We start from the raw sequence: 13,648 nt of genomic DNA, 5'->3' as shown, positions 1-13,648 counted from the left end.
CTTAAATAGCCGCCTTTGCCCAATCATATGGACTCAGAAGCCCCTATTCGTGCGATTTCACCTTGAAACGGCCAGCCCGGAAGACAATAAGGTCTTCTGAGTCCGCAAGAACAGAAATCAGGTTAGTTTATGAGCAAATAAAGTCATGTCAGTCCGCAAGGCCAGCTGAGGGTGAGGGGAGCCACGGCTTCGGAGGTGACTCTAGCTCCAATCCCCGCTGCGGCGGAATCACAGTGGCGGGCAAGTCCACGGTTGCGGAAGTGTCTGCATCTGCGTGAGAGTTCTTGATTAGATATAATCCGCCATCGAGCGGATCACAAGCCCCGTCGGAGCTGCCGGAATGAAGTCGCCCCCTCCATTGCCGCTGCTTCTGAGCGAGAAACCGACCGTCTTCGGCTCGCCCGGCAGCAGATCGAAGTAATTATCGGAGAAGATGCCCTCTTCTTCTACAGTCAGATGAACACCCCGCGCCAGCACATCGCTGCTCAGCGTGAAGCTCTTCCCTCCGCTCCCCGGTACTTCTGTCGCCGTAATGACCGGTTTGCTCAGCGGAATATCCTTCGCCCGGGCGAAGTAATGCTCCTTGCGCTCCAGCACTTGTTTTGTCTCCGGTCCTTGCTCCAACACTTGTTTTGTCTCCAGACCCTGCTCCTGCATCTGTCTTGTCCCTAGCTCTTGCTCCTGCCTTGCCTCCGACTCCAATACCAGCCTTGCCCCCGGCACCTGCTCCACCGCCTGCCCGCTCTCCAGCAGCGAGGCCACCAGCAGCACACTGGCCGGTTCGCGGCCCTCCAGCACTTCGGCCAGCGGCAGCGTGAAGACCACAGCTGACGAATCCGCAGCAAGGGTTACCGGCTGCGACCACTCACGCAGCAGTACGCCGCTGATATCATGCAGCCGCAGCACCAGCTCTGCGTCCAAGGCTTCCCGCCGGTCAGACACCCCATAGACCTTGACGCTCTCCCCGTCCGTGCTGTCTACAGACAGCAGTACCTCCTGGAAGCTGCGGCGCACCGTATATTGCAGCGCCTTCCAGCGCCCGTAATAATCCATGCCCGCCCAGGAGGCAACCGGCCAGCAGTCATTCATCTGCCAGTACAGCGTGCCCATGCAATAAGGCTTGTTGCGGCGGTGACTCTCCATCGCCATGCGGATCGCCTCGGCCTGAAGCAACTGGCTCATGTACAGGAAGCCCCGGAAATCCTTCGGCTGCGGCAGGTACATATCCATATACTCCTTAATCAGCTGATTGCCCGCTCCATTCTTCTGATGGGCCAGCATTACCTTCGATTCCAGCGCCAGCTCTGCTTCCTCTGCATAGCTCAGCACCGACTTCAGCTCCGGGAAGGACTGGAAGCCGTATTCGCTCATGAAGCGGCCTACCTTGAGATTATAATTCTCGAACGGCTCCTTGGCGTGCCAGACGCCCCAATAGTGGATATCCCCTTCGCCCGTAATCCGCGTTGCATGCTGATCCTGACCACCGGTAAGCTCGCGCAGCGGCGAGGACGGCCAGTAATCCATACCCGGATGGTTCGCGGCCACGGCTTCCGGCAGAATCCGGTGGAAAATCTCTTCGTAAGCCCGCCAGAGAGTCTCCCGGATCTCAGCATTCAGCTTCTCCTTCCAGCCCCAGCCCATATACTCCTCATACTGCGACCAGGCCGAGTCAATCTCATTGTTCCCGCACCAAAGCGCGATACAAGGGTGGTTACGCAATCTGCGGACATTATATACCGCTTCTGCGCGGACATTATTCAGGAACGCCTCATCCCCCGGATACATGCTGCAGGCGAACATGAAGTCCTGCCAGACCAGAAGTCCGTATTCATCACACAGCCGGTAGAATACCTCTTCCTCATAGAATCCGCCGCCCCACACCCGCAGCATATTCATATTGGATTCCACGGCCGTGGCAATCTCATGGCGGTAACGTTCTTCCGTAACCTCTGTAATGAAGCTGTCGTTCGGGATATGATTGGCACCCTTGGCGAAGACCGGCACCCCGTTCAGCTCAAAATGAAACGACGCCCCCTGCGCATCCGGCTTACGCACCAGCTTAATTTCCCTAAGCCCCGTCGTTGCCTCCGATACCGCTACAGCCTGCGCTTCTTGCAGCAGCTCTGCACGGAAATGGTACAGCTCCGGCATGCCCAGGCCGTTGCACCACCACAGGCGCGGGCGGTCAATCACCAGCTCAAGCTCTAGCGTCTGCTTGCCCGCAGCGAGCGTAACCGCCTTCATCCATTCCTGCCCTTCAGTGCTCACGCGCAGCATTCCGTTCCATGCTTCCGGTGCATCCGCTTCAATCACGGCCGTCAGCCGGGCCTCCTGCTCATTCACCGCATGCTGGCGAATGTACAGATCCTCAATCGCCGCAACGTTACGGCCCGTCAGTTTAGCTTCCCGCCAGATTCCGCTGGTCAGAAATCGCGGGCCCCAGTCCCAGCCGTAATGATACGGCGCTTTGCGGGCAAATACACTGATCCGCTGCTCCTGAAGGCCCCCTAACTCAGACTGGTCATTCGGTGCAGGCAGAGCGTAGCCCAGCGCCGCCAGCTTCGGCAGATCCTCCGTCACCACCGAGCGGAAGACGATGTGGAGCTCATTCTCACCTGTCCGCAGCAGCCCCTTCACATTCACGGTCCAGGACAGGAACATATTGTCTGCGGACAAGGCATGCACCCCGTTCACATACACATCGGCATACGTATCCAGCCCGGCGAACACCAGCTCAGTTACCGCCAGCGTCTGCCATGTCTCTTCTAATACAAATCCGGTTCTGTATTCCCAGTCCTTTTTATCAATCCATTGCAGCTCATGTTCATTCGTTCCATAGAAGGGCTGATCGATAACGCCATTGCGCAGCAGATCCGTATGCACCGTTCCCGGTACCACAGCCGTAAGCCATTCATCATCTCCGCAGGCTCTGAACTTCCAGTTCGACAGGTCGATTTGTAGTTGTTTCATAGTTCCTCCTATACTGTTTTTGCGCATTTCGGCGCTTAGCTACCCTCATTATATTTTGTTATAATAATGTTAGCAATAACAATATTCAAAGCAGCTACAATACAAACAAAACAAACATCTAACCAGACCCCTCAAACACATGCCCCCTATATTAAGCCTCAATCACCAATATTCAATTTGTTATTTTTGTTATCTTCCCCCTGCGCTTGCTTCTGCTTCTGCTGCTCCTCATGCTCCTTAATCACCTGCTCCGTCCCGAGCAGAATCAGCCTCAAGCCGAATTCAAAGGCCCCGTCAGTCCCCAGCAGCTCGAACAGTCCGTTCTTGAACATCCTGCGGAACAACCCAACCTCCTTATCGCTCATCGATTCCATCAGGCGAAGCAGTTCCTCACCCGGAGGCTCCTGTTGTTCCTTAGCCATCATAGCGACATTGCGCTCATGCTCGTAATCGTCCAGCACGAAGAAGAACACAAAGTTCACCAGTGTTGTGACCACCTGCACCTTCTGCGCCTCCTCAAGCGGCGTGGATTCCACGCAGTGCAGCATCCGGTTGTTGAACCGGATAATGTCCGGCTCGTGGGGCAGTGTCATCATCATAAGTTGGGTGGAACAGGAATACCGGCTGAGCACGCTCCGTACCGTTACCGCAAATCCTGTCAATTGTTCCTTCCAGTCGCCCTCCGGGCGGTGCTCCTCCAGGATGACTCTGGAGATGTGGTTGGACAGCCGCTGGTAGAGGTTCTGCTTGCTCTTGAAATACCAATACAGCGAGGGAGCCTGAATTCCCAGCCGGTCCGCCAGACGCCGCATACTGAATTTCTCGATGCCACCCTCCTTGAGAAGCTCCCACGAAGCTTCCAGAATCCGGTCCTCCGAGATTTGAGGTTGTGCTTTTTTCATCGCTATCCGCCCTTTTATCTAACAGTGTAAGTTTATGCTTTACAGTCTCTTAGGTTCATGATATCATCTAACACTGTAAGGTTCAATCTAACGCCGTTAGATTGACAAAAATCAGTGAAAGAAGTGATCCCTAATGGATACCGAAAACCTTTATTATTTTGAAAAAGCACCTATCACCAAAGCCGTCGCCCATTTCGCCGTGCCCATGATGTTAGGCACCTCCATGAACGTCATCTATTCGATTCTGAATGCCTATTTCCTGGGCACTCTCCACAATACGGCCATGCTGACCGCACTCGCCCTGACCCTGCCGCTGTTCGCCATCATTATGGCGCTGGGCAATCTGGTGGGCATAGGCAGCGGCACCTACATCTCGCGGCTGCTTGGTGAGCACAAGTATGATGAAGTCAAGAATGTGTCTTCCTTCGCCTTTTACAGCAGTCTTGTGCTTGGTCTCCTCGTCATGGCCGTAGGCCTGCCGCTGATCGGCCCCATCCTTAACAGCCTCGGGGCAACGCCGGATTCCTATGGATTCACGAAGGATTACGTCACTGTCATGCTGATTGGCGCGCCGTTCGTCGTCCTGTTCTTTACGCTGGAGAATATGGTCCGCTCCGAGGGTGCAGCCATCGTCTCCATGATCGGTATGATGCTTAGTGTGGTCGTGAATATCCTGCTTGATGCACTTGTCATCTTCGTGCTCCACTGGGGTGTAATCGGCGTAGCGTCAGCAACGGTTGTTGCCAACATGGTTGCAAGTGCCTACTATGCCTTCCACATGGGATTCAAAAGTCAATTCCTCACGGTCTCCTTCAAATGGTTCAAGGCCACCAAGGATATTCTCAGCAATGTGTTCAAAATCGGCGTTCCGGTCTTTATCATGAGTGTCTTTCTGGGAGCCATGTCGCTGATCTTCAACCTGTTCCTGATCGAATATGGGGATCCGGCTGTAGCCGCTTACGGGATATCCTCAAGATTGCTGCAATTTCCCGAGTTTATTCTGATGGGGTTGTGCGAGGGAGTGGTGCCGCTCATTGCCTTCTCATTCACAGCGGATAAGCTGCGCATGAAGCATACAATCGGATTCACGGTAAAAGCGATGGCCGCCATGGCTGCCGTATTCGGCATCGTCGTCTATCTGATCTCCGACCACCTGATCGGTCTGTTCACCAGAGACCCGCAAATGATTGAAATGGGCAGCTACATTCTGCATGTCACCTTCTTGTCCTTATTCATTTCAGGGCTGACCACCTTGTTCATGGGCATCTTCCAGGCCACCGCGCAGGGAACAGCCGCGTTCGTAATGTCGATTATTCAAGGGGTCACACTGATTCCTGTACTCTTCTTCGCCAACCGGATGAACGGCTTCCATGGCGTGGTGTGGTCGCTGGTCATTGCCGATGCCGCCGCCTTCCTGGTCGGTGCCGCCATGCTGTACGCCCTGCGGCACAAGCTGCAGCCGGAACTTGAGAGTCTGGTACATTAAGCAAACTTAAGCCGTCTCTGACCCACACAAGCAGCCGCAGGAAGGCCTTCCTGCGGCTGCTTTATGTTACTATGAAGGTTGTAACGAATTCCATCTGGAGAAGGAGTCTGATCCGCTTGCACGCACCATCCCATACTAACCACGACTCTCAGGACATCGAGGTCTACGATACAACCGAGCTATATGGCGAGACCGGCCGGTTCCGGGTTCTGCAATTCTCGGGGGAAGCCGTTCAGGGCGCACTGGATCTGGACCATCCGCGCCGGGTGATCTTCGAGTATCCCCGGGCGATGATCCATCTGATGGAAGCGGGGAATCCTTATTTCGAGCATGTCTTCCTGATCGGACACGGGATTGGTACGATAGCCGGTTATTTCGCCGAGAAGCAGTTTACGGTGGCTGAGGTGAACGCGAAGGTGGTGGAATACAGCAGAACCCGCTTTGGCTACACGCAGGATAACGTCCTGATCGGTGACGGCCGCAGCCTGCTGGAAGCCGCGCCGGACCAAGGCCATGACTATATCCTGCTCGATGCCTTCACCGCTGCCGGGACGCCGCCTCATTTCACTACGCTGGAATTCTTCCGCCTTACCCGTGCCAAGCTGAACGGGCACGGCCAGATCATCATGAATCTGATGGGCCGCAGCGGCAATGACCGCTTAATCAGTGCCATCCATACGACACTCTGTGAAGTGTATCCATATACCAGAACCTTCGTGCTTCCGGGAGAGGGCAGGGCTGATCTCTGCAATATCCTCATGACCGCCAGCGCCCGGCCGATCCCCTGCCAGTCCCGCCACATGGCCGGCTTCAGCGAGATCACACCAGGGCTGGGTCATGTGATCCGTGACCGGTAAAAATGCAGGTATCCAGGTCCAATATATTCTCCAGATTCAGCAAGTGAATAAACTGATGGTTGTCTTTATAGACGGCATCCAGTACCTCCGGGTTCTGGAGAATGTGATCCGGCGCCTCATCCATATGCTCTCTGGGCAGCAGCTGCACCGCTGACACCTGATCCACCCACACCCCTACCTCCTGTCCCGACACCTCACAGATCAGAATCCGGGAGCCGGCGGTCTGTTCACCGCAGTCCATTTCGAGCTTGGGCCGTATATCATAGACCGGGAACAGCAATCCGCGCAGATTGATCATCCCCAGGACATGAGCCGGGGCGGACACCAGCGAATGAATCTCCGGAACAGGCACAATTTCCTTCATTTGCCGGATCGGAATCCCGAAATCCAGCTTTTCCAGCTTGAAAGTAATGTATTTCTCGCTCTGACTATCCTGATTCTCTGCCGTAACTGTGTTCCCTTGGAGCAGTGTATCGCAGGCTGAGCCTGTTTCCCTTGCAATTGAACCTATATCCAGGATATGGGCCACACGGCCGTCGCCAAGTATGGTTGAGCCTGCGATATATGGAACGCCGCCTATGTAATTCCCCAGTGACTTGATAACAATCTCCTGATTGCCGATCGTCTCATCTACCACCAGACAGACCCGCCTATCCGCGAAGCCGACAATGACTACGAACAGTCTGCTGTTCACCGTAGGCTCTTCTTCCTCCACTTGCAGCATACTATGCAGACGGACAAGCGGAAGCACCTGATCACGGAAGTGGCAGACCTCCTGTCCCTGAATGGTAACAATATCCTCAGTCTTCATTCTGAATATTTCAATGACATTAATTAGCGGAATGGCAAAGGTGCTGCTTCCCAGCTTTACCAGCAGGGAGCGGATGATGGCAAGGGTCAACGGGACCTTGATCGTGAATACACTCCCCTGATTAAGAGCCGTCTCAATATCTATGATGCCATTTAATTTCTCTATATGTGCTTTGACAATATCCATGCCCACTCCGCGGCCGGATAAATCTGTAACCGTACGGGCTGTTGAGATACCAGAGCGGAAAATCAGCATCACCAGCTCTTTTTCCGTCATACGCTTCACTTCTTCGGCGGTGACGAAGCCTTTGCGCACAGCGGCTTCTTTGACCTTGCCGGTATCAATGCCCCTGCCGTCATCCGATATTGTAATTACAATCATATTCCCTTGATGGCTTGCCCGCAGAGTAATAGTTCCCTTGCGCGGCTTGCCCAGAGCTGCCCGTTCTTCCGGCAGCTCCAGTCCATGGTCCACGGCGTTGCGCAGAATATGAATCAGAGGATCGCTGATCTCCTCAATTAAGCTGCGGTCCAGCTCGGTCTCATTGCCCTCAATGATGAATTCGATCTCCTTGTCCGACTTCTGCGCCAAATCCCGGATCATCCGGGGGAAGCGGCCGAACAGATGCTCCATCGGCAGCATCCGGGTCTTCATCATCCCCTCCTGAAGATCGCTGATAACCATATTCAAGTGTCCTGCGATATCATTCAGCAGATGAACATCACTATTGCTCTTGAACTGCTCGCTTAATCGGGAACGGACACTGTGCAGCCTGGTATTATCTATGATCAGCTCTCCTACCAGATTCAGCAGCCCCTCCAGCCGCTCCACATCCACACGGACGGTCTGGGCCGCATAGCTGCTGGTTTTCTGAGCTCCTTTGCCTTCTGTGAAGGTGTTCAGGTTCGCTCCCGTAATAAGCTCTGTATGTATAACTTCAATCTGTGAAATTTCCTGCAGACAGGCCATAATATTCTGCCGGGACTGCTGTGTAAGCAGAATATACGCAATGGTACCGGAGAACTGTGCATCCCTCTCGATGGATTCCAGCTCGGGGTAGGCGGCAACCACCTCGCCCGTTTCCCGCAGCTTGGCCTCTACAAGCTTCGCGCGGACATATTTCATCGGCTCCTCAGCAGCCAGTTGAATATGAACCGCTATAGCCATAGAGCCTTGATCTATGGCCGCCTGGATCTGCTCTTTGCGGATATCATCGAAGATAATATCCGGCGCAGCCCCCGCTCCTCCCTGCGGAAGCCCCTCTGTAACAGGCACGGGGGACTCGGCCGCTGTCTTCCGCACCTCTTTTAACCGGCGCAATAGCTCTGAGGTGTCCCCCTCCACCAATGTACCGCTCAGAATGGATTGACGAAGCTCCTTAATGAAATCTACGCAGTCAAAGAGAATGTTCAATAATTCGGAGGTTACAGCAAGCTGTCTGCCCCTGAGCAGTTCAAACACACTCTCCATCTGATGCGTCAGCCGGTTAAGCTGCTTGAATCCCATGACTGCGGATGAGCCCTTAAGTGTATGGGCGACCCGGAAGATCCTCTGAATAATGTCATTCTGATACCCTTTGCTCTCCAGCATGAGCAGGGCCTCATCCAAATACCGCAGCTGCTCGTCCATTTCATCCAGAAAAACGCCCAAGTACATCATATTATGAAACTCGTTCATCTGTTCTCCTCTCCTCCTTCATGCGTTAGCCTTCACCCGTCACTTAGCACACGCCCAATGTTCAGAATGCTGATCAGCTCCTCAGGGCACTTTCCGATTCCGTCCATGTACTGCACTCCCTGCATTTCATGAGCTTCCGGAGGAGGCTCCACCTGCTGGAAGGAAGCCACCTTCTCTACGGAATCCACCATAATGCCTATGGCCTCCTGCCGGTAATGCACCACAATGATCCTAGAGCGGGTATCCGGTGGAGATTCTGCAAGTCCAAACCTCCTGCACAGACTGATCACCGGTATAATTTTACCGCGTAAATTAATAACGCCCTTAATAAAAGACTTGCTGTTAGGCACAGCCGTGACAGGCTCCATCTTAATAATCTCGTCAATCTCCCGAATATCGATGGCCAGCTTCTCCTGTACCAGCCGGAATATGATGTACTGCTCCGTTCGTGCAGCCAGCATAACTTACTCCCCCCTTACAATCTGAACACCGAGACAGAGCTATTCAGTTCATCCGCCAAGGAGGCAAGCATTTGTGAAGAGGAGGCTGTCTCCTCTGCTGCCGCTGCGGATTCCTGGCTTCCGGCCGCTATAGCCTCAATCGACAGCAGTACCTCGTTCGTCTGCGCCGCCTGTTCCTCACAAGCCGCAGCGATGCCTGTAATCTGCTGGGCAGTATCATTGACACGGGTAACGATACCGTCGATCAGCCGCTCTGTACGCTCGGACAGGGCCGATACGTCACTAACAGCCTGCACACTCAGAACCGTATTCTGCTGCATCACCCGGATGATCAGGGCAATCTGCTTAGTCGCTTCACTGCTCCGTTCAGCCAGCTTACGGACCTCATCGGCGACAACGGCGAAGCCCCGTCCCTGCTCACCGGCACGCGCTGCCTCAATCGCTGCATTGAGCGCCAGCAGATTGGTCTGCTCAGCAATCTCATCAATGACCTCGATAATCTCTCCGATCTTCTGGGAATCCTGCTCAAGCAGTTCCATCTTCTCCGACAGATTGCTCATGCCGAGGCCCGATTCTTTTACCGCAGTGCTTCCCTCCTCAGCCCCCTGGCGTGTCAGCAGGGACAGCTCCGATGCCTGTTCGGCATTCTTGGCAACCTCATCAATGCCCCGGGTCAGATCCTGAACCAGCTGATTGATGTTTTGCGCCGCCTGAGCCTGGGATTGGCTGCCGCTGGCGATTTCTTCAGTCGTTGCGGATATTTCCTCAGAGGAGGCGGCTACACTCTGCGCAGCCTCAACAGTCCCGCCAATCAGCTTGCGCAGACTGGTAATCATCTCATTGGCTGCTGCGGCCAGTCTGCCGAACTCATCCCGGTTCTTAATGGTAATTTCTTCTCTGAGATCTCCATCCGCCATGCGGACCATGGCAGCGAGCAGCTTGGATACCGGACCGACGATGCCCTGCGAGATCACGACACCGAGCACAACGGCTGCAATTGCGGCAATGCTGGAGATGACCAGGATCATCAATCTTCCGGAATTAAAGCTGGCAACCGTGGAGTCAATCCGGTCGTCTGCGCCTTGGATGACATTACTGACGGCCAGATCAGCGGTATCCTGAGCCTTCTGCAGATCAGGTATTGCGTCGATCAAGACGCCGTAAGCCTGCTTATTCTGATCTTTATCCAGCAGTTCATGGACTTTGGGTACGGATTGGTTATAGTTATCCACGCTCTGCTTAATGCTCTCTAACGCAGCCCGTTGATCCGCATTCAGTGCGAGCTCTCCATAGACCTTCATGCGGTCAGCAATCTTGTCCTGATCCGCTTTAATAACTGCCTGAATCTCCTCCTTCACCGCATCATCGGTTTCGAGGACAAGCTTGAACAAGTCACCGCGCAGCTTATACAGCTCCGTCCGAATCTCGGCAACATTGACGAGCGCGGGGAAGTTGTAGCTCTGCATCTGTAGAGAGTTACTGTTCATGCCCGCCATTTTCATAATCGATAGCCCGCTGATAAATATAAGCAACGCTACAATAACCAGAAAGCCTCCCAACAATTTGGTGCGGATGTTTAGTTTCAAATGAAGCACTCCTCAATATGTATTTGTCGAGCCTGCAAAGCTTCCCCTATTATGTATAGCTTATGACCTCTGCGCCTATCGCCACAGCTTCCTAAGTTTCGACATTATATTCCTTTTTTCTACAGGCCTTCTTTCCTTTCATGCACAAAAAAAGCAATGTACGCTTACACCCTGCGTAATCATTGCTTTTTTAAAGTATCTCTTTTGCCAGTGGCCTGATACATTTGCGAGATAGCTTGTGATCTGCTGTGTACACCAAGCTTCTCGTAGATTTTGGTGATGTGATTCTTGACAGTATGCGTACTGAGAAACAGCTTCTCCGCAATCTGCTTGTTGTTGAGGCCCGTCAGCAGACCATCGAGGATATCCCTTTCGCGGGTAGTAAAGCCTACGCTTCCCTCTTGCTGCGCTGCAACCGTCGGAGGAGCTATCAGTTGCTCAAAAGAACGCATAAGCGGCTCGGGTACGGGTATAGGAAATGTTTCCTTCCATTGCCTGCCGCCCTGCTCCGTGTACTTCGTAAGCAAAAGCAAGACCTTCGCCAAGTACAGGTGGGAACTTTCTCCTATATCCTCCTGCCCATTGTAATCCGACTGGTAATAATGCATATGGCGCAGAACACATACAGCAGGAATGTCACCCAGGTATTTGATCAGCAGCCCTATAGGATATGGAGCAAGGAGCGCGGCCTGGCCAATCCATTCTATCTCTTCCGCAGAGTGATTTAGCGGCTCCAGCAAGTCCTGTGCAAGCCTTCGGATATCCGCAGCTCTGCTATGTACTACCGGCTGCTGCATCAGCAGATTATCCTGCAGCAGCCTCATAAGGTCAGTCACGGAGGGGGTGCCCTGAGGCTGCTGTGCAAGCAGTTTGGTCACTAGCAGCACATTGGTCATATGAAGAATCGATTCATATTCCCGCCGCTGCCCCTCATCAATGAACTGGACCGTAAATAACCCCAGCAGCCTTTGTTCAAACACCATTGGGTGCTCTACCAGCTGCCAGCTCTTCCATTCCCGGCGAATAGGCTTGTTCAGCAGGTTGAACCCCGGTATCCCATCAGCGAAATAGATCTGTTCAGCATCTTCAGCGTAAAGGGTATACAGCTCATTCGGGGCGGAAGAGGAAGAATAGATCCTCAGTCCGGCTTCGTCAGGCGTATGTAATAACAAGCACATGAACGGACTGCCGAGCTGCTGCTGGAAAAACTCAATGAACAGCCGCAGGTAATCCTCCTTATCCTGAGTAACCAGAATCCCTTGGACAATTTCTTTATAGGTATCATGCCTCTTCCTTTGACGTTCATACAGCGCTTCACTCTCCATATGATACATGGAAGCAGCGAGCTGATGGGCCACCAGCATGCCCATATCCGCCTGCTCCTCCGTCAGTTCCGGGCGGGCCGGATCTCCGGCATACAATAATCCATACAGCTTGTCCTTGTATTTGATGGGATAGCAGATTAACACCTTCGGCCTTAACCCATGCGCAGCAAAAAAAGAAATCCGGAGATCGCGGTCGGCATTTCTCCAATACCCCATTTGCTTGGAGAGCCCCACCTGCCCCAAAAATCCTTCTCCATAAAAAAAAGAAGACCCCTGCAGGGAGTTATCCTTAGGCATCCCGGTTGTCTCCACCACCGTGAATTGGCCCCCGTCTGTAGCATTCATGGCATAGCCCGCAAATTCTACTCCGAGAATGCGTACCATAATGCCCAGTATTCCTTGCAGCCACTCGGGGCTTGCCGGGTCCAGCAGATAGATCAGATTCAAAAGCTGCAGGTCATACGCAGAATATTCTCCCCCCTGCTCCCGTTCAAGCAGCGCCTGCACCGTATCAGCCAGTATATCCAATTGGGTAATGATCCTGGCAACGCCCTCCTGGTCCAGTACCGGTACCTTATCCAGCGCCTGTATCCAGTCCGCCCATTCCTCCGGGGGAACGCTCTCATGAATCCTCGCGGTAATCAGCTCCTTCGTACAACCATCCACCCAGACGCCTGTCAGAATGTAATACGGCCTTTGTTTACTGAGCCTGATGGAGGTAATCAGCATTTTCAGCCCGGAGCGGGTTTCATACACTATGGTTTTTGATATCGTTCTGACCTTTTCCAGCAGGTTGGCAATTGCATGTTCAGCGGTTGCACAAGGAGAACCGAACAACAGAGCTGCCATCTCGGTTAAGCCGGAGGGCTCTGTTATCCGTTGATCCGCTTGATCGGTAATAATAATTGTCAATCCGCATAAGGAGGCGTATGCGTCTTGCAACGACTGCAGATTTTGGCGGAGCCTGTTCTTCATTGCTCATTCCTCGCTTTCCCCTCCAAAATTCGCCATAGCCTGACCGATCCCCTGCTTTTCATCCCTTTTATTCTACAAACGTAGCATAATAGTCCAGGAATCTTAGTGGAAAAATGCGCATGTGCGAAAAATATATCGTCCGGCCGATTGACAGATATCATCTGGCCAACGCACCCTCGCCAGCAAAACGTGGTCGGTTTTTCGATTACATTTCGCCCAGACACCCCTCGCCAGCAAAATGTGGTCGGTTTTTCGATTACATTTCGCCCAGGCACCCCTCGCCAGCAAAATGTGGTCGGTTTTTCGATTACATTCGGTCCACGCGCCCCTCACCAGCAAAATGTGATCGGTTTTTCGATTACATTCGGTCCACGCGCCCCTCACCAGCAAAATGTGATCGGTTTTTCGATTACATTCTGCCCACGCGCCCCTCACTCAAAATGTATTTGGTTTTTAGCATACATTTGGCCCATGAGCCCTCGCCCAGCAGAAGAGGCACCTTCTCTCCCCCGCACCAAAAAAACACCGGTGCTGAAATCCAGCACCGGTGCCATACCTCCTGGCTAAGCAGACGCTTAGCCCTCAACCCTTACTGCAC

The 13,648-nt window shown here is 53.3% G+C and carries 9 protein-coding genes; 3 read left to right on the top strand and 6 right to left on the bottom strand.

Features of this window, described 5'->3' with window-relative positions; genetic code table 11:
* Window positions 1-288: 288 nt before the first annotated feature.
* Entirely contained in the window at window positions 289-2,970 is a 2,682-nt protein-coding gene (locus tag NST04_RS26910; protein WP_341187004.1) for a beta-mannosidase, read from the bottom strand.
* Between the two features lie 158 nt (window positions 2,971-3,128).
* Window positions 3,129-3,872 (bottom strand): TetR/AcrR family transcriptional regulator, encoded by a 744-nt coding sequence (locus NST04_RS26905; protein ID WP_341187003.1) that lies wholly within the window; start codon window positions 3,870-3,872, stop codon window positions 3,129-3,131.
* Between the two features lie 133 nt (window positions 3,873-4,005).
* Here NST04_RS26905 and NST04_RS26900 point away from each other — a divergent pair, with 133 nt between their 5' ends.
* Window positions 4,006-5,358, top strand: a complete 1,353-nt coding sequence (locus tag NST04_RS26900) for an MATE family efflux transporter (RefSeq protein ID WP_341187002.1) — start codon at window positions 4,006-4,008, stop codon at window positions 5,356-5,358.
* Between the two features lie 71 nt (window positions 5,359-5,429).
* Window positions 5,430-6,215 carry a spermidine synthase gene (locus NST04_RS26895; protein WP_341187001.1) on the top strand — a complete coding sequence of 262 codons (786 nt, stop codon included), beginning with the start codon at window positions 5,430-5,432 and terminating at the stop codon, window positions 6,213-6,215.
* On the opposite strand, the gene NST04_RS26890 is transcribed toward NST04_RS26895, so the two are convergent.
* The 4 genes from NST04_RS26890 to NST04_RS26875 form a co-directional block, all read right to left on the bottom strand.
* Window positions 6,178-8,703, bottom strand: coding sequence for a chemotaxis protein CheW (locus NST04_RS26890; protein WP_341187000.1), 2,526 nt, complete (start codon window positions 8,701-8,703; stop codon window positions 6,178-6,180). The genes NST04_RS26895 and NST04_RS26890 overlap by 38 nt on opposite strands.
* A 32-nt stretch (window positions 8,704-8,735) precedes the next feature.
* A complete protein-coding gene (locus tag NST04_RS26885; RefSeq protein WP_341186999.1) occupies window positions 8,736-9,164 on the bottom strand; it encodes a chemotaxis protein CheW in 429 nt (142 codons plus the stop codon).
* A 14-nt stretch (window positions 9,165-9,178) separates the two neighbouring features.
* A complete protein-coding gene (locus NST04_RS26880; protein WP_341186998.1) occupies window positions 9,179-10,750 on the bottom strand; it encodes a methyl-accepting chemotaxis protein in 1,572 nt (523 codons plus the stop codon).
* 179 nt (window positions 10,751-10,929) lie between these two features.
* Window positions 10,930-13,050 carry a LuxR C-terminal-related transcriptional regulator gene (locus tag NST04_RS26875; protein ID WP_341186997.1) on the bottom strand — a complete coding sequence of 707 codons (2,121 nt, stop codon included), beginning with the start codon at window positions 13,048-13,050 and terminating at the stop codon, window positions 10,930-10,932.
* A 147-nt stretch (window positions 13,051-13,197) separates the two neighbouring features.
* Here NST04_RS26875 and NST04_RS26870 point away from each other — a divergent pair, with 147 nt between their 5' ends.
* Window positions 13,198-13,617, top strand: a complete 420-nt coding sequence (locus tag NST04_RS26870) for a hypothetical protein (RefSeq protein WP_341186996.1) — start codon at window positions 13,198-13,200, stop codon at window positions 13,615-13,617.
* Window positions 13,618-13,648 lie beyond the last annotated feature (31 nt).

The sequence above is a fragment of the Paenibacillus sp. FSL H7-0756 genome, assembly GCF_038006765.1.
Lineage (GTDB): Bacteria > Bacillota > Bacilli > Paenibacillales > Paenibacillaceae > Paenibacillus_AQ.
The sequence above is the reverse complement of the archived record's forward strand: the minus strand, read 5'-3'. Positions and strand labels throughout refer to the sequence as shown.

Coding starts and splice junctions, on each gene's coding strand:
- NST04_RS26910 (WP_341187004.1), bottom strand. CDS start 2,970: ATGAAACAACTACAAATCGACCTGTCGAACTGGAAGTTCAGAGCCTGC.
- NST04_RS26905 (WP_341187003.1), bottom strand. CDS start 3,872: ATGAAAAAAGCACAACCTCAAATCTCGGAGGACCGGATTCTGGAAGCT.
- NST04_RS26900 (WP_341187002.1), top strand. CDS start 4,006: ATGGATACCGAAAACCTTTATTATTTTGAAAAAGCACCTATCACCAAA.
- NST04_RS26895 (WP_341187001.1), top strand. CDS start 5,430: ATGAAGGTTGTAACGAATTCCATCTGGAGAAGGAGTCTGATCCGCTTG.
- NST04_RS26890 (WP_341187000.1), bottom strand. CDS start 8,703: ATGAACGAGTTTCATAATATGATGTACTTGGGCGTTTTTCTGGATGAA.
- NST04_RS26885 (WP_341186999.1), bottom strand. CDS start 9,164: ATGCTGGCTGCACGAACGGAGCAGTACATCATATTCCGGCTGGTACAG.
- NST04_RS26875 (WP_341186997.1), bottom strand. CDS start 13,050: ATGAAGAACAGGCTCCGCCAAAATCTGCAGTCGTTGCAAGACGCATAC.